Raw genomic sequence first — 17,307 nt, 5'->3', positions numbered from 1 at the left:
GCTTTTTACAAGGTAATCCTACAAGTTTTTTATTAAAAACTTTAAATAAGAATTCCTGCAAATTAGAGCCTACATCACCAGTTTGGCCACTGAAAAATAAATGAAAAGCCCTATTACATCGTTTGTAGTGGTCACAAACGGTCCTGTTGCCACGGCAGGGTCTATTTTAAATTTGTTAAGCGTAAGTGGCACCATCGTGCCAAACATAGCTGCAAATACAATCACCGATACCAAAGCCACTGATACTGTTATGCTCAAATTAAAAGGCTTACCTAAAGCTGCCGTTACAGCAAACATCAGCGAGGCACACACTAAAGCTGTCACTAGGCCTACGCCAAGGTCTTTGAGCAGTTTCTGCAGGATGGATTCATTGAACGAATCATTGGCCAATGATTGTACCACAAGGGCGGCCGACTGAACCCCTACGTTACCACCAGTAGCAGCAATCAAAGGCATAAAAGCGGCCATTTCCGGATATTGAGAGATATCAAAAAAATCTACCACACGTGAGCTGATTACGCCCCCCAACATTCCTATCAACAACCACGGTAGCCGAGCCTTCGACAGGGCAAAGATCGAGTCAGCGCTTTCTACGTCTTGAGCCAATCCTGACGCCATCTGATAGTCGCGTTCGGCCTCCTCCTTCATCACATCCATCACATCATCGAAGGTGATCCGCCCCATCAGCCTTCCTTGGTGATCCACTACAGGTATCACCACCAGGTCGTACTTGCGCATTAGTCGGGCTACCTCTTCTACGTGCGTATCGGTAGTTACTTTAATAATTTTTCTGTCATATACTTCCGATACGGGAGTTTTTGTAGAGGTTGTAAGCAGTTTTTTTAGCGATAAAGTTCCAAGTAATCGGTCATCGTCGTCTACCACATAGATGGCATGCACTTGATCCACTTTTTCGGCTTGTCGACGCATTTCTCTCAGGCAGCGCATCAGCTTCCACGACGCATTTACCTTCACCAATTCCTTGGCCATGATCGATCCGGCCGTGTCTTCGGCGTAGTTGAGCAGATCGGCGATCTCCCGTGCCTGATCAGGGTCTTCCAGGCTCTGAAGTACCTCGTGAATTTTCTCTTGCGGAAGTTCTGAGATGATATCAGCCGCGTCGTCGGAGTCGAGGTTTTCAATTACCTCTTGAGCCAACTCTTTGCCTGAGTATTCCTCGAGCAACGAAGCTCTCACCTCTTCATCGAGCTCCACGATCACTTCGGCAGCCCGTTCTTCAGGCAAGGCATACAATAGTACTTTAGCCTGTTCTAATTCAAGGCGCTCTAAAAGCTCAGCGACGTCCTCTGGGTGAAATTCCTCGATTTCAGCCAATACGCGCTCTATCGAACCGCCTTCAAGCAGATCTGAAATTCTGTCAACGATTGACTGATTGAGTTTTTTAGTGTGCAAGTGCGACTGCCTTTGATAGTTCTACAAATTCGGAGGGAGAGAGCTGTTCGGCCCTGCGGTCAAAAATAGAATCCTTGAGCAATTCTGCTGGTATGTTAAGTGATTTTAATGCATTTCGCAGGGTTTTTCTTCGCTGATTAAAGGCAGTTTTCACCAAATATTTTACTTGTTCATATTCAGCGTCGCTGCACAGTTGCGACTCTAATCTTTTCAAACTTATCACACCTGATCGCACTTTAGGGGGTGGATTGAAGTTGCCGGGTTCTACCGTAAAGTGGTATTCTACATCATAAAAAAGCTGTGTTAAAACCGACAAAATGCCATAATCTTTACTTCCAGGTTTTGCGCCAATCCGTTCTGCAACTTCTTTTTGAAACATCCCTGCCATATAGGGTATTAAATTTCGATTTTCCAAAATTTTAAAAACAATCTGTGAGGAAATGTTATACGGAAAATTTCCAACGACGGCAAATTCATCATCATCAAAAAGGGCTAGAATGTCTATTTTTAAAAAATCGCCTTCAATTACTTCCAGATTGGTAAATTTTCTTTTTAAGAAGGCAACTGATTCTGTATCTATTTCAATGGCTTTCAGATGGATAGAGGAATCAATAAGGTGCTCGGTGAGAACACCCATTCCGGGGCCAATCTCCAACATGTTTTGATGATTGCCTTTCTTGGCAATTTCAGCAATGCGAATGGCAATGTTCTTATTTGTAAGAAAATGTTGACCTAAAAACTTCTTTGGTTTAACTTCAGCGTTCAAAATCACCAAAATATTATTTCAAAAGTAGTATTTTAGCAAAAAAATAAGTCTCATGAAATATTTAATTCTAACATTTTTGATTGGATTAGCTAGCTTTTTATCTGCTCAAAATGAATTGATACAGTTGAAAATCAATGAACTAATAAAACAAAAAGATGCTCTTGAAACTGAAATTGAACAGTATAATGGACAGATAAAAAAGGTAGAAGATCAACTTAGAATTTCTCTTGAACGTAAAGCAGCTGTTCAATCTCAGATTAATCATCATGCAGAAAATTTGGCAAAAGGCCAAGCGACCATTGAGGGCTATGATCTCGATCAAATAAATACTTCAATATCCGAATTTGAAAAATCAATGCGATCAAACAATAAACAAATAAAAAAACTGTCAAAAAGAGTTGAAAAAAACAATCGTATGATTGAAAAATTATCAAAACAAAATGAACAATATAAAGTTCAGATAGCCTTACTCAAACAGCAGAATGAAACTACCGCCTCCGAAGTTGCCTCACTTAGAGAAACCATTAAATCAAAAAACCTTACAAAGACAGCCAAAAGACTCAATAAAACAGAAAAACAACTAACTAAGCTAAATCAACAAAAAGTAAAAATAAACGGTGAAATCGAATATCTTACCAAACAGAAAAATGAGCTTGAAATCAAGCGTGAAGCATCTTTGCGTCGTTTAGAAAATATCATACAAACATTAAAAATCGAAGAAGCTAAACTCAATTAACAATATTCGTAGAAGTCAACCACGCCCTGTATCGGGCAGCATTTTTGAGGTGTTCTTGATAATCAGAAGTAAACAAATGATAACCCGGCCTTGAGGGATCGGCACACATGTAAATATATGAGTGCTCTTTAGCTTCCAATACTGCCATCAGGGCTGTTTTTGAAGGAAATAAAATAGGCCCTGGTGGTAGCCCTTTATACATATAAGTGTTGTACGGTGAGTCGATCATTAGATCTTTAAAATAAACCCTTTTAGTGCGAATTCCTCTTTGCAATTGAGTAGCATATACTACTGTAGGATCGGCCTGTAAAGGAATGTTTCGGCGCAGGCGGTTTAAATAAAGACCTGCTACAATCGGCATCTCGTCAGCTTTCTTTGTTTCACTTTCCACTATCGATGCAAGAATACCTACCTCTTCTGGGCTTAGCCCAACCTTAGAGGCCTTTCGAATGTGCTCTTCGTTCCAAAATCTTTTGTAATTATCATGCATTTTTTGAGTAAACTTTTCAGGTGAAGTGTTCCAATAAAATTCATATGTATCTGGAATAAACATTAATGGAAATGTCTCTTTTGTAAATCCGTACTTTCTAGAAGTATTTTCAGCATTGAAATGTACTAAAAAAGTAGCTGAATCTGATTCGAGATGTTGAGATAGTATTTTAGATAATTCTTCAAAAAATGAAATATTGTTAAATGTTACTCTAACTGGAATTTGTATCCCTGTTCGGAGCATATGAATGAGCTCTTTATTGGTTAAATTGTCTGTAATATGGTATTTACCAGGTTTTACTAATGCAGGATACTTCATTAATCTTGCAGCGAAATCAAAACTTCGTAGATCTTTTAATACACCATTTTGCCTTAAGCTATCTAAGATTACAGAGTAATCGGCTCCAGTAGGTATATATAAATCAAATGATTTTTTAACAATATTTTTTGTTTGGAAAACATAAAAGTAAAATGCTAACACAGCAAGTGATACTATAAATCCGATGCTAAAGACATATTTTAAAAATTTCATGGAAGTATGGATTGAAATTCTGTGTAAAGTTCGGGCAGATGAACTCTGAGTTTTTGTTTTAAATCTGCAATTTTTTTCTGTTGTTTGGTGGTGTTGTATAGGTTGATGAGATTTCGGTATCCTATAGCGTAGTCTGGTTTTTCAACGAGCGATTTTAAAAGAAAATTTTCAGCTGCTTTATATTCTTTTTTAAGCATGAGAAGATAACCAATATTGCTGCTTACATCGTGTAAATGAGGTAAGGATTGATGCACTTCATGCAGCAGTCGCAATGCGCTTTCATTATCTCCATTTTTTGCTAAAGATAGAGCGTATTTTATTTTAAAATCGTAATGGTATGGGGCAAGTTGATAAGCTTTTTGATAAAATTTCAGTGCTTCCTTATTTCCATATACTGTTGAAGTTAAATGCGCTATTCTGTACCAAAACCATGCATTTTCATTGCTAAAGGTAGTAGTATTAAAGGCTTCATTTTCTATTAATCTTAGAACAGTAGGAAAAAGATTTTTGAACAATTGTCCATCGTTTCGCAAAAAACTCAGATGAATCCATTCTCTTATGTAGTTTTGTATATCGACATCTTTTAGGAGTAATGCAGCACTGTCGAGATACCAAGGCATTGCTTCGAAGCGTTCGAATTGCTGGAGGTATGCATTAATTTTGCTTCGCAGGGTAGGGGTGGGATTATTTATGGCTTGAAGTGCTATAATTTTTTCAGCTTTTTGCTTGTTGCTCAGTTTTTTGTGAATGCCAATCTTATGGTCGTGTATCGTTACGTGCGGTATATCGATGCTGCCCGATACAGGCATGTGACATGAAACGCAATTGTTATCTGCTGCTTTTCGGTGTGAGGTTTTTTCTTTACAATTATTCGATGTGTGACACGATAGGCATTTTTTATTAAAGTATTTATCCCCAAGCATACGGCTGTTCACATGTGGATTATGACAGGTAGTGCAGTCCATTTTGTTATTCGATTTGGTAAAACACTTACTCTGCGATAATCTGTCAGCATGCGAAGCCATTATAAAGTGGTCGTCGTCCTCATATCTCGGTAGATAAACATCCATTACCTCCCGAAGCATCATGCTAGGTCGGAAGTCAAAAAAGGATTTTCCCTCTGCCAACACAGCATTTCCTTGTAGATGGCACCGCTGACAGAGTTCAAAACGCAGTTTTACAGGCAATCTTTTGGGGTTTACGATGCTGTAATCGGGCATCTTGGAAGTATCAGTGATATTGCCATTCAATATTTTGGCTACATGACCACTGCCGGGGCCGTGACAGCGCTCGCAGTCAATGCCCATCGGCATTTGCTCAAACTTGTTTTCACTTCCCTTTACAAAGCCGATAGGCATGGCGTTGTGACAGCTCATACATTCCAGACCTATAGGGCGGCTGTAGCGGCTGTTGTGACCTCCTTCATATCCGGGTGGAAGGTCGAGTTTGCCCGATTGAGTGTAAAAGGTGAAAGGCGCTTGAAAGAGATATCCATTACAGTCGATTATGTGAGAATTGGTGTGATGGCCAGAGCCGATGATGTAGCTGATTTCTGTGATTTTTTGGTAAATGGTATCAGTACCCTTCAGTCGAAATTCTAAAAGCTTTAATCTTTCTCGGTCGAAATAAGGCTTATACCAGTAGTCGGAATAGAAATCGTAAATAGCGTTTACGTCAGTGGGGATGGCTGACTTTTGGTTGTCTGCAAGGCCAAAGCTACTTCCCATACCCGTATGTATGAAGGTAGAAAAAATGTCGTAATGACAATTTTTACAGGTCTCAATACCCACATATTTCAGAGTATCGCCTTTTGCCCAAAAGAGATTTTCAAAGCTACTTTTTTCATCCTTGGGCGAAGTATTGCATGAAAAATAAAATATGGCTATGGAGAAGAGAGAAACAAATGTGAGAAGTCTTGGAATCCAATACATTAGTACAAACTACATTTCCGCTAAGATCAATTCAACGAGGATTTTCAGATTCTCTGAGTCTAATACATCAAGAATTTCTGATAAAAATACACATCAAAAAACTTGCCCTCTTTTCGAATCCACTCTTTGTGTATGCCTGTGCGTTCAAATCCACATTTTTCAAATAACCGAATGCTTGCTTCATTAAATTCAGGTATTTCTGCATATACCTGATGAAGCCCCAAAAATGTTTTACCGTGCTTAATTATTAATTCAATCGCCTAAGTGCCAAATCCTTTTCTTCGAAACTCTTCGGCTATGATTACACCTATGGCTGCGCGCTGGTGTAGTGGATGGTAGTCGTAAAAGTCGATTAGACCAATCCTGTAATTTTCAGAATACACAACATACCGTTGCTGACCTGTTACAGCGATGTCTTGTCCAGAATTTTCAAGATATTTTTTCAACGTATAATGACTCCAGGGTGAGATGGTATCGCTCACCCACCAATTGAGCCGGTCGTTTTCCAACTTGATTAAAAATGGAAGATCTGGTGGCTCCGGGGCGCGAATATCTAATTTATCTATAAAGTTAACCATCACAATATCCAGTATTTACCCTCGAATACAAATTTAGCTTCGCCCGTTAACGAAACATTTTCAAAAATATTACCATTCTTTGAAAAACCGACCTTTAATGTACCACCTTTTGTGACTATAGTCACTGATTCGTTGATTCCATAGATTTCAGAGGCGACTAATGCAGCTGCTGTTACGCCTGTTCCACAACTCAGCGTTTCAGCTTCTACTCCTCGTTCATAGGTACGGACGTAAATTGTTAAATTTTCATTGGGCACTGACATAAAGTTTACATTCACACCTCCCGTAGTTTCATAACGTGGATCATATCTAAGGATGCGGCCTTCCCTTTCTACGAAAACTTGTTCGGGATCAGCTACAGGCACCACTAGGTGGGGTGATCCTGTGTGTATAAAATAACCGTTTGAATCGCGGATAGGCTGAGCCTTCACGTGCAGTTCAAGACTCACCACATCGTCGAAAATCCAGGCTTTATGCAATCCATCGATTGCCCTGAAAGTGGTGTTTTTATCGATCAAACCTAGCAATTTAGCAAAAGCAACAATACACCTTCCGCCATTACCACACATGGAGCTCTCTTTGCCATCTGAATTGTAATACACCATTTTAAAATCTGCTTCTTCGTCGTTTTCGAGCAAAATCAGTCCGTCGGCACCTATTCCAAATCGCCTGTGGCACATGTTGGAAATTAAGTCTTTTTCTTTTCGAAATATTTCATTTCGGTTGTCGATCAAGATAAAATCATTACCAGTACCTTGATATTTGAAAAACTTTATATCCACGATTTTTGAATTAAAAAACAAATGAAGAAAAATTCGACAGATAAGATTTGCTAAAACTGTTGAAAAAATCGCATTGATTTATGAACCTATCGATTTAGAAAAGTGTATTGAAAACAAAAACTATGACAAAAGTTGCTGTGCCACTTGCTTTATCTTTTTCATTTTCGGTATTGATAGCCTCAGGGCTAAAAAATTATTTGTCCTCTTTTTCCAAAAGTATGCAACCATCTTCTATTACATCTTTTTACGATTTGAAGGCCAAAACCATTGACGGCAAGGATTTTTCCTTTAGTAGCTTAAAAGGAAAACGTGTGCTCATCGTAAATGTGGCTTCAGAATGTGGTTTTACTCCCCAATACAAAAAACTTCAAAAACTCTTTGACGATTACAAAGACAAAAACTTTGTAATACTTGCTTTTCCGTGTAACGATTTTGGTGGACAGGAACCGGGCACTGCGACAGAGATTAAGTCGTTTTGCGAAAAAAATTACGGGGTCACCTTCCAGCTGATGGAAAAAGTTTCTATAAAAGGCAGCAATCCGCATCCTGTATATCAGTGGCTTACAAGAAAAGATTTAAATGGTAAATCTGATGCCAGCGTACGTTGGAATTTTCACAAATTCCTGATTGACGAAAACGGCAGTTGGGTAGAAGATTTTGGAAGTATGACCGATCCGTTAAGCGACAAAATCATAGCTTTTGCTTCCAGAAAGAAATAGTCTTTTCATGGTGTGTTGATTCGAGTAGCCGGCCGTGATGATCGGCTATTCTTTTTACTTTTGTGTAATGATGTCTATTGATCCGAGCCTGTCAGCCTCCGTGGTAGTTGAGTCAATTCCCTTCGCAAAGACAGGCATACTGCCATCCCTCACGCTTGAATATATCTCTGGCAATCAAGAACTAATCCCGTACTACAATCGCCACTTCTCAGATAAGGACTTTTATAGTCAAATCTTAGAAAAGCAACTGGAATTCACGGCTGAGCGAAGGGCTATACTAAAAAATGCCATCGAGTGCCAATATCGGGCCGCCGGTATTGCCATAGATGAAAGTTCAAAACTTCACTTTCACATACAATCACTTCTTTCACCCAACACTTTTACTGTAGTCACTGGCCATCAATTGTGTATACATACAGGCCCGCTGTACTTTTTGTATAAAATCATCAGCACACTCAGTATGGTAAAGCGTCTAAAGAAGCTTTATCCTGACTTTCACTTTGTGCCGGTGTATTGGATGGCTAGCGAAGACCACGATTTCGAAGAAATCAATCATTTTCATCACCATCAAGTTCGCTTTCAGTGGAATCGAGATACTGCCGGGATGCCGGTAGGCAGGCTGCCTCTTGATGATTTTCACAAGGTTTTGGAGGCCTATTCTGATTTTCTTAAACCTCATAATACTTACACTGCCGAATGGATCGAACTGCTTAAAAATGCCTATCTCGATGCCCCCAATCTTGCTGTAGCAACACGCCGTTTGGTACATGCACTGCTTGGTGAATGTGGTGTTATGATAATAGACGGCGACGATCCGGAGCTAAAAAAGTCTTTTCGATTTATCATTAAAGAAGAAATACTGAACCAAACCTCGGCCAGAGCAGTAAAATCTACCTCTGAACAGCTTGGAAAGCTTTGGTTTACACAAGTAAATCCGAGAGAAATCAACTTTTTCTACCTCAGCCAATCAGGTAGATTACGCATCGTAAAAAACAAGGATACTTCTTACTCAGCAGGCATTTTCCAGTGGAGCGCATATGAATTGGAGCGTGAAATCGAAAATTACCCAGAGCGCTTCAGCCCAAATGTGGTGACAAGGCCTCTCTATCAGGAATTTGTACTTCCTAATCTGGCATATGTAGGAGGGGCAAATGAGCTTGCCTACTGGCTACAGCTCAAGGATATGTTTGTCGCACACCAGGTGCCAATGCCTATCTTGTTGCTTCGCAATTCCTTTTTAATGCTCGAAAAAAAATCACTAAAATTCTTTGAAAAGAGCAATTTGTCGCTTGAGAATTTATTTGTCTCACCCAGAATTGTTCTAAAAAACATCGTTAGACGCAGCTCAGCTACTGAAGGGCAGTTTGCATTTTTTGCCGAAGAGGTAGAAAATCTGTACGAAAAAATAACCTCATATGTAGCGTCTGTCGATTTTACACTTCAGTCAGCTTCTGAGGCCCAGAAAACAAGGCACTTAAAAGGCTTAGAAAAATTGAAAAACAAAGTGCTGAATGCTGAGATGCGAAAATATGAATGGATTGCTGAAAAATTGGAAACCGTTAATCAACAGGTATTTCCAAGTGGGGTGTTGCAAGAGCGGTATGAAAACGCCGGTCAGTATTACTGTCGCTATGGCAGGGCTTGGATAAACATGTTGATCGATATTGCGGAAATGCCATCGAATGCGGTAAAAGTCGTGCTTTTGCCCGATTAGTTGAAAGGAAATGGGCAGTTTATCTTCGACAGCTTCTGCGAATATAAAGAAGAGACCAGGAGTACTTTGGATTACACCCTGGTACCCCTGCAGGCTCCACTCTACTTTAGGCAATTTTGTAAAAAGACATGCTGAGGTAGCCAGTCAGCATTCTGAGATTTTTGTGTTTCATTATTATAAAAATTCAAAGAGAGCCACTGAAATTGAATTTTTCTCTGAAAGTCATCTTTCTGGAGTACACATGTATTATGCCCCTGGTTTTTTTGGTAAAATTCAGTTGTTCTTCCTTTTGATTAGGCTACTTTTAAAAAGATACCCTCCAACCGACCTTGTGCATTTAAATGTTTTTCACGAATCATATTGGACAGTTTTTCTTGTCAAATGGCTACTGAAAAAACCCATACTGTGCATTGAGCATTGGACGGGATATCACAACGGCAACTTTTACAAACTACCGCTTTGGAAACAGAGGCTAATGAGATGGGCTGCAAGGTATATAAATGAATTTCAGCCAGTTTCACGCCATTTAAGTCAAGCCATGGAATCGACTTTGAAAGTCAACTTGCCCACATATGTCGTTCCAAATGCGGTGAATGTGGAGGTATTTAAGCAACTGCCTGGCGTTCAGAAAAAATATGACTTCATCCATCTCTCCACCCTTGATTTAATACACAAGAGGCCTAATGTCATTTTAAGGCAATTTTCTAAAGTTCTTCAAGTATATCCAAAGGCTATCATGGCTATGGGGGGCGACGGCGATTGTACCCCTCTTATAAAACTTGCTGAGGAGCTTGGTATCCGAGGTTCTGTGACATTTTTTGGTGAACTGTCAGCTCAGGAAGTATCGGTTTATTTCAATGCATCGCGCTGTTTGGTGCTTTATAGCATGTATGAAAATTTTCCTTGTGTAATACCAGAAGCTTGGGCTTGCGGAATACCTGTAATCTCCAGCGATGTGGGGGGTATAAAGGAATGGCTTACAGCAGAGCAAGGTATCCTTGTCAACTCAGCTGAAGAGCATGACCTTGCAAAAGCGATGAAGTACTTTTTAGAAAATGCTGAAAAATATGTTCCCGAAGCATTAAGGGCCTATTCATCTACCTACTTTAGCTACGCCTCAGTAGGCAGAGAAATTTTAAGTAGATATCAGCACTTGATGCGATGATTAAAAAGCTGTTTCAGACTACAGCCACACGGGCTATTTCAGCGTTCCTTGGTCTTTTAATATTGTCGATTAACGCACACTTTATTGGCAGTGAAGGTGTGGGAGAAACAGCTCTTTTTAATCTGTGGGTGAGCATATTTTTAATGATAGGAAATCTGCTTGGAGGATCGGCTATGGTGTACTATGCTCCGCGCTACAAGGTTTCTGAACTTCTCACTGGAGCTTATGTCTGGGCTATGGTGGGTTTAGGTATTTTGGGTGTTACCTCAGCATTATGGAGGGAGGTACTTCCGGATGTAAGATATCTGGCTGTAGTAGTATTTTTTTATGCTACCGGATGGGCACAGCAATATCTGCTGGTGGGTCGCGATAAAATTCACCTTCATAATGCTGCTTCACTTTCGGTAAATGGGGTTTTGATCGCTTCGCTGGTTATTCAATACCATCTTTTCCGTCCTGATGTCCGCCAGTATTTTTTGTCGTTAAGCTTAGGAGCGGCAGCACAATGGTTGCTTTCTTTTATCTTTTTGTGGCCCGACGTAAAAAGTGAAAAATTTTCGTTTCGATTGAATTTTGAGGTTGTCTTTCGGTTGTTAAAAGATGGATTTCACATTCAGATCGGCAACCTGATTCAGCAACTGAATTATCGATTTACGTATTTTTTCCTCGATAAGTGGCTGGGTACCGGTGCTGTAGGAATTTTTTCTACAGTAGTACAGTTAGGTGAAGGCATATGGCTGTTGGCTAAAAGCGCAAGCCTGGTGGTCTATTCGCGTGTATCACAATCAGGTAGGGATGTGAATGCTGGGATCATCACGTTTGTAACGGCCCGTTGGGTAGGTTTAATGAGTGCGGTTGCTATGCTCGTTTTGGCGTTTTTACCCAATAGTTTTTTTCTAATTTTTCTAGGTAAAGATTTCTCAGGTGTTGCAAAGTGGCTTCTGGCAATGACTCCGGCTGTGGCTATACTCGCTGCCGGCATGGTATACTCACATTATATAGCTGGCAGAGGCATGTTTGTCGCCAATTTTTTGATTTCACTGACTGCATTTGTACCCGTTGCTACTTTGAGCAGTTTTTTTATTAAACATTTTGGCCTGTTTGGAGCCATTGCAGTAAATACAATTTCGTACACCATCACAACAGTAGGCTCGTTCATGCTTTTATTGCGATATGTACATCCAGATAGTAAGGCGTATATCTGGCGTTTTAAGCCTGACTTTGCTATTCTGCGCGAATATGTGCTCTCGTTTAAAAAGGATGAAGATCAATCGCCAAAATAAATGAGCTTAGATCCTTCATTTTCAAAGTGGAAGGGGAAGTGTCTTAGCCGATTTAGGGTTTCGATGAGGCGATTTTTTCGATGAGGTGAAATAAAAAACAACATAAAGCCACCGCCTCCGGCTCCAAGCAATTTTCCGCCCAAAGCTCCTGCTTTTAAGGCAGTGTCATAAATTTCATCTATGGTTGGATTTGAAATTCCTCCGGCTAACTGGCGCTTGAGCTGCCAATTTTTATGCAGCAAATGGCCCATCGACTCCAAATCGCCTTCTAATAGTCTACAGTAGAGCTCCTCAGCCATGTCGGCCATTTGACAGAGCGCATTGAACTTCTCGATCTGACTTGCCGTGTTTTTGTTTTGTTCAGATAATATTGCACTGGCACTACGCTGGCTACCTATGTAGAAGAGTACAAGGTGCTCTTCTAATGCCTTTTTGTTTTCAGGTTTTAAATATAGTGGCGTAACACGTACCGACTCGTCGGGCAGAAATTCAATGAGATTAAGCCCTCCGTAGGCAGCTGCATATTGATCTTGCTTGCCAATGGGTTCGCCAAGGATGTCTATTTCTACTTCACAAGCTCCGGCTGCGAGCTTTTCTTTAGTCACAATATTCTGTTGGCGAACCATTAGATTGTGTAGTACTCCGACAGTGAAGGAAGATGAAGACCCCATGCCTGTACCGGATGGAACATCAGCTATACTGCTGATTTCCACTCCGCCGGAAATCTGAAGCTGAGTTAGTACCGTGCGAAGAATGGGATGTTTTAATTCTGCTACGGAGCTCACAGTTTCGGTCACAGAGTATTTTGTGCGGATTTTATCGGGTTCAAAAAAATCGTGGCTGCTGATGTACATGTATTTATTAATCGTAGTACTGAGTACTGCACCCTTGCGTCTGCTATAGAAGGAACGCAAGTCAGAGCCACCGCCTACAAAACTGATTCTGAAGGGTGTTTTTGTAATAATCAAGGCAGCTTTTCTTTTTATTTATTGATTATCAAACTTTTTTTTGTTTTTAATAAAAAGTTGTTGAATCTGCTCGTTGGTCATCGAACGCAAGTGAATGTCTTTCTCGAGAAAACGGATGATCTTCTTATTAACATGTTTATCTCTAAGTACTTTGCGATGGCCCAAACCGGAAGTAGTAAGCAACCGGCTACCCGGCCAATTTTGATGTACGATTTGAGCTTCTGAATAGTTGACGTCTTCATCATCGGTATCGTGTACGATCAAGCCTGGGATGCTGAGCTTGGTAACCACTTCTGCTAATGAATATTGTTGTATGTTGTCACCATAAATTTCTTTTAGCTTTTTCATCAGAGCATCTTCTATTTTTTTAGAAACCCCAATTCTTACGCAAAAATCTTTAACGGTATTGCTGATGAGGGCAGGTGAACCGATTACGACCAATTTTTGAGCGGGTACACCTCTCATTATTGCATTTGAAATGGCCACACCTCCCAATGAATGGCCAACCAGTGCGTAGAAAGGTCCATATTCTGAGTGAACAGTCTCAACTGCCTGAATAAACTTAAGTAAGTCAGTCTTTTTTGCAGGATATCTGCCATGTCCCGGAGCGTCAACTGCAAAGGCCTGATAGCCTTGTTTAAGGAGTTTTTTTATGAGCTTGTAAAATTGAGTACCCCTTCCACTCCAACCGTGAACGAGCAAGACTTTTGGCCCCTTTTTGCCCCATCTGTATACAGTGAAGGGCATATTACCGACATACAGCGTTTTCTGAAGAGCTTTATGTTGCCATTTGCGTTCTACTGGAGGAGTATTAAACGGAATCGGCCTGAAGAAAATTTTTAAAGCAAGCTTCAAGGCCAAATTTGGAGAAAATTTTTCTAACATCCGAATGGTTATCGGAATCCATTTAGGTACTTTGAAGCTTGGAACGGGTTTAGCTTGTGAATGGTTTTTCATTCTTTAATGAGACCTTCAGATTGCAAAAGTTGTTTGATGGATTGAATTTCTTTGAGTTTACGGTAAATTTTTGGTTCTGCAGCTCGTTCTTCGCAGGGGTCGAGGCGACAGCGTTCGCAGGTCACATTTACTTTATGTGTGGGTATGTTGGGGTCGTCAATCCAGCGTATTTTCTTTCGAGTTTCGTTGTTGATTTCAAGTCCTATACTGATAGAGGTGCGGCTAAAAGGTTTTGAGAGGGTTTCTCTTGCCCAAGATATAACGATGTATTCGAGGCCTGAGTCGATGTAATGTGACTTTTGGACACCGAGAGCTTGTTTTTTCTCCTGGCTTAGCTCGTTAAAAATTTTAATACTCATCCAACGCCTACAGTAGTGTTCACCACTTTCATTGCCATGTGGTTGGTGTTTATTGCCCAGATGTAGCTCTTTTGACAAGTGAAAGCTCTGACGATGACCGTCTTGATTAAATCGAAAGAAGAACATTTTTTGAAGCCCGAATCGCCCCGGAAGGATGTTGGTAAGCCTGTACATAAGGGTTTCAGGCGAGGTATTCCATTTGCGAAGCATCGACTCCAGAAATTCACCTGGAAATTCCATTGACTCAAGCAAATACGATACATCGCTGCAAAATGCTTGCAGAGGTAAGAGGAGTGCGCCTGCAAAATAGGACGCCTGAAAGTTTATTAGCGCTTGATCAAAAGTTTTAGTGGAGTTCCAATCTTTGTAATAATACACACGTTCGTGGAGGGGGAGATTTAACCAATGATATCCGATTTCTTTGGCGAGAATAAACGCTTTTTGATACGGGTGAAGGCCAGGATGAATGGAAAGTTCATTGCGATCTGGGTAATAGAGTGCACGAAGCTGCTGTAAGACGTTTGTTTCGGACGTAGTATTCAATTCGGTGACGATAGTGCCAAACTGTTTTGTGAGTATGTCTTTCAGAAATTCCCAATTAGCAGCGGCATCCAGTGGTATCTGAAAGTGTCGGGCACAGAGTTCGGTTTCTTTCTCAAGTTGAGGGAAGTAATTGTCGTGAAGCTCCTGATAAGAGCGCAAGGCCGCTGAGAGAAATTTCTCTTTATTGAGGTCGTAATTGCGGGCTATATCGATATAAGTGGAAATAAATGCACTGATTTTAGCGGGCGATTGGGTGATGATTTCCACAAATTTTTGATAATCAATCCCGAAGTGTTCGAAAGGAAGCTCATCGAGAATACCCGAATTGAAAATGTCGACTAATGGAGCAAGTGATCGGGGCAGTCGGGTACTGACGAGTTGGTCGTAAGTTGTGCCGAGGGCTTCAGCCAAATCAGCTATTTTATCGGTTTTAGGGTATTTTTTTCCTTTTTCAATTTCATTTATATAAGATACTGAAAGTCCACTTTTATCTGCTACTTCCTGTAATGAGAGGTTTTGCTCTGTGCGTAGATGGCGCACCTTAAGGCCGAAAATCAGACGTATTTTATCTTCCGTAAGCTTATACATAGCACAAAAGTACTATTTGACTTTAAAAATCTACGTTTTTATGAAAAATTCCGGAAAATCGAAAAAAAATAAATAGCGAAATTTCGCTAATTAGAAATTTTCGTTTTTATCTTTGTGTCGATGATTTTACAAATTGAAAATCACATGGTCACAAACAAAACCTCCCAACTCGCCCTTATTGCCCCTCTGCCACTTGAGGCTGCTCATATCTTTAGCAAAGAGGCAATGGCCTTTGTGGATGCACTCCACCATGAGTTTAATGATCGTCGCTTGGCACTCCTAACTATGCGACGCAAGCGCCAGAAAGAAATAGACAATGGAGCACTTCCTGACTTTTTGCCTCACACACACCCTATTCGGGTAGATTTTTGGAAGGCTGCTCCTGTACCTGACATTATTGCAGATCGCCGGGTAGAAATCACCGGTCCCGTTGATCGAAAAATGATCATCAACGCGCTGAACAGCGGAGCCAATGTATTTATGGCCGACTTTGAAGATGCCAACTCGCCGACTTGGCAAAACGTGTACGAAGGTCAAGTGAACCTCTATGATGCTGTACGTCGTCAAATAGATTTTACTGCTCCCAATGGCAAGAAATATGTTCTAAATGATAAAATTGCCGTGTTATTTGTTCGCCCTCGCGGGCTTCACTTACCAGAAAAACATTTGAAATACGGCTCAAACTGCGCTTCTGGGTCTTTGGTCGATTTTGGATTTTACTTCTTTCACAATGCGTTGAAAAGCATAGAAAACGGATCTGGACCTTTCTTTTACTTGCCAAAACTAGAAAGCCACCTCGAAGCCCGCTGGTGGAACGATGTGTTTAATTTTTCAGAAGACTATTTAGGCTTAAAGCGTGGCACTATTAAGGCAACTGTACTCATTGAGACGATATTAGCTACCTTCGAAGCAGACGAAATTATTTATGAACTCCGTGAACACTCCGCTGGCTTAAACTGTGGTCGCTGGGATTACATCTTTTCCTACATCAAAAAGCTTAAAACCCACAAGCAATTCATCCTGCCTGATCGAGCTCTGGTAACAATGGAAACGCCCTTTATGGATGCATATTCTAAATATGTGGTACAAGTGTGCCATCGAAGAGGGGTGCATGCTATGGGCGGTATGTCGGCCTTTATTCCAGTAAAGGACAATGAGGCTGAAAATCAGGCAGCCTTTGAAAAAGTGCGCAAAGACAAGCTTCGCGAAGTGCTCAATGGCCACGATGGAACCTGGGTAGCCCATCCGGGCTTGGTACAAGTAGCCAAAGAAGTTTTTGATCAATATATGCCCGAGCCCAATCAAATCCATAAAGTCAAGCCGGAGTATGATTTTACAGCCACTGATCTGCTATCTCCACCGCCTCTTGTCGTAACTGAAAAAGGCATTCGTCACAATATAAACGTGGCCCTTCTTTACATTGAAAGCTGGCTCAGCGGCACTGGTGCGGCCGCCATCTACAATTTGATGGAAGATGCGGCAACGGCTGAAATCTCAAGGGCTCAGCTTTGGCAATGGCTCCACTTTAAGGTAGTTACTTCTGAAGGTATTGAGTTTACTGAGTATATGTACGAAAAACTTAAGAAAGAAGAACTGGCAAAAATAAAAGAAATGCTTGGTGAGACGCGCTTTGCTTCAGGTCGCTTCCGCGTGGCTGAGTGCATTCTCGATCAGCTGGTGCTCGACGAAGAATTTACTGAATTTTTAACCCTTCCGGCTTACGAATTTTTACCTTAAAAACACAAATAATTCTAAATAAAAACCAAACAAAAACCCCCCAAACC

At 40.7% G+C, this 17,307-nt stretch carries 14 protein-coding genes and 1 pseudogene; 6 read left to right on the top strand and 9 right to left on the bottom strand.

The window, feature by feature from the left end:
- Positions 1-69: 69 nt before the first annotated feature.
- Together mgtE and rsmA are read right to left on the bottom strand one after the other, a co-directional pair.
- Positions 70-1,413: a magnesium transporter gene (mgtE, locus tag ACK4EX_RS06905; RefSeq protein ID WP_409771147.1), complete on the bottom strand. Its 1,344-nt coding sequence runs from the start codon at positions 1,411-1,413 to the stop codon at positions 70-72.
- The gene (rsmA, locus tag ACK4EX_RS06900; protein ID WP_409771145.1) at positions 1,403-2,185 is read right to left on the bottom strand and encodes a 16S rRNA (adenine(1518)-N(6)/adenine(1519)-N(6))-dimethyltransferase RsmA; all 783 of its coding nucleotides are present in this window, start codon (positions 2,183-2,185) and stop codon (positions 1,403-1,405) included. Before rsmA ends, mgtE begins: the two co-directional genes overlap by 11 nt.
- Positions 2,186-2,231: 46 nt before the next feature.
- Between rsmA and ACK4EX_RS06895 the strand changes: the two genes are divergently transcribed.
- Positions 2,232-2,915 carry a hypothetical protein gene (locus ACK4EX_RS06895; protein ID WP_409771143.1) on the top strand — a complete coding sequence of 228 codons (684 nt, stop codon included), beginning with the start codon at positions 2,232-2,234 and terminating at the stop codon, positions 2,913-2,915.
- Here ACK4EX_RS06895 and mltG read toward each other — a convergent pair.
- From mltG to dapF, 4 genes and pseudogenes are all read right to left on the bottom strand, one after another.
- Positions 2,908-3,936, bottom strand: a complete 1,029-nt coding sequence (gene mltG, locus ACK4EX_RS06890; protein WP_409771141.1) for an endolytic transglycosylase MltG — start codon at positions 3,934-3,936, stop codon at positions 2,908-2,910. The two genes, ACK4EX_RS06895 and mltG, sit on opposite strands and share 8 nt — an antisense overlap.
- Entirely contained in the window at positions 3,933-5,867 is a 1,935-nt protein-coding gene (locus ACK4EX_RS06885; RefSeq protein WP_409771139.1) for a hypothetical protein, read from the bottom strand. The genes mltG and ACK4EX_RS06885 overlap by 4 nt, the downstream gene beginning before the upstream one ends.
- A gap of 59 nt (positions 5,868-5,926) precedes the next feature.
- Positions 5,927-6,445 (bottom strand): annotated as a pseudogene (locus tag ACK4EX_RS06880) (GNAT family N-acetyltransferase).
- Positions 6,445-7,227, bottom strand: coding sequence for a diaminopimelate epimerase (gene dapF / locus ACK4EX_RS06875; RefSeq protein WP_409771137.1), 783 nt, complete (start codon positions 7,225-7,227; stop codon positions 6,445-6,447). Before dapF ends, ACK4EX_RS06880 begins: the two are co-directional and overlap by 1 nt.
- Positions 7,228-7,349: 122 nt before the next feature.
- Between dapF and ACK4EX_RS06870 the strand changes: the two genes are divergently transcribed.
- The 4 genes from ACK4EX_RS06870 to ACK4EX_RS06855 all read left to right on the top strand — a co-directional run bounded on the left by ACK4EX_RS06870 (position 7,350) and on the right by ACK4EX_RS06855 (position 12,108).
- On the top strand, positions 7,350-7,946 hold the full coding sequence (locus tag ACK4EX_RS06870; protein ID WP_409771135.1) for a glutathione peroxidase: 597 nt from the start codon (positions 7,350-7,352) through the stop codon (positions 7,944-7,946).
- 67 nt (positions 7,947-8,013) lie between these two features.
- Positions 8,014-9,660 (top strand): bacillithiol biosynthesis cysteine-adding enzyme BshC, encoded by a 1,647-nt coding sequence (bshC, locus tag ACK4EX_RS06865; protein ID WP_409771132.1) that lies wholly within the window; start codon positions 8,014-8,016, stop codon positions 9,658-9,660.
- 10 nt (positions 9,661-9,670) lie between these two features.
- Positions 9,671-10,825 carry a glycosyltransferase gene (locus ACK4EX_RS06860; protein WP_409771130.1) on the top strand — a complete coding sequence of 385 codons (1,155 nt, stop codon included), beginning with the start codon at positions 9,671-9,673 and terminating at the stop codon, positions 10,823-10,825.
- Complete coding sequence (locus tag ACK4EX_RS06855; RefSeq protein WP_409771128.1) at positions 10,822-12,108, top strand: lipopolysaccharide biosynthesis protein; 1,287 nt, start codon at positions 10,822-10,824, stop codon at positions 12,106-12,108. The genes ACK4EX_RS06860 and ACK4EX_RS06855 overlap by 4 nt, the downstream gene beginning before the upstream one ends.
- On the opposite strand, the gene ACK4EX_RS06850 is transcribed toward ACK4EX_RS06855, so the two are convergent.
- From ACK4EX_RS06850 to ACK4EX_RS06840, 3 genes are read right to left on the bottom strand one after another with little or no spacing between them, the layout of a single operon-like run.
- Positions 12,093-13,076, bottom strand: a complete 984-nt coding sequence (locus ACK4EX_RS06850) for a GHMP kinase (protein WP_409771126.1) — start codon at positions 13,074-13,076, stop codon at positions 12,093-12,095. The two genes, ACK4EX_RS06855 and ACK4EX_RS06850, sit on opposite strands and share 16 nt — an antisense overlap.
- Positions 13,077-13,094: 18 nt before the next feature.
- A complete protein-coding gene (locus tag ACK4EX_RS06845; RefSeq protein ID WP_409771124.1) occupies positions 13,095-14,033 on the bottom strand; it encodes an alpha/beta fold hydrolase in 939 nt (312 codons plus the stop codon).
- The gene (locus tag ACK4EX_RS06840) at positions 14,030-15,523 is read right to left on the bottom strand and encodes a helix-turn-helix domain-containing protein (protein ID WP_409771121.1); all 1,494 of its coding nucleotides are present in this window, start codon (positions 15,521-15,523) and stop codon (positions 14,030-14,032) included. The genes ACK4EX_RS06845 and ACK4EX_RS06840 overlap by 4 nt, the downstream gene beginning before the upstream one ends.
- 144 nt (positions 15,524-15,667) lie before the next feature.
- Here ACK4EX_RS06840 and aceB point away from each other — a divergent pair, with 144 nt between their 5' ends.
- Positions 15,668-17,260 (top strand): malate synthase A, encoded by a 1,593-nt coding sequence (aceB, locus tag ACK4EX_RS06835; protein WP_409771119.1) that lies wholly within the window; start codon positions 15,668-15,670, stop codon positions 17,258-17,260.
- Positions 17,261-17,307: the final 47 nt, after the last annotated feature.

The sequence above is a fragment of the Thermaurantimonas sp. genome, from assembly GCF_046299575.1.
GTDB lineage: Bacteria > Bacteroidota > Bacteroidia > Flavobacteriales > Schleiferiaceae > Thermaurantimonas.
Note: the sequence above shows the minus strand (reverse complement) of the source record. Positions and strands in the feature narration are given on the sequence as shown.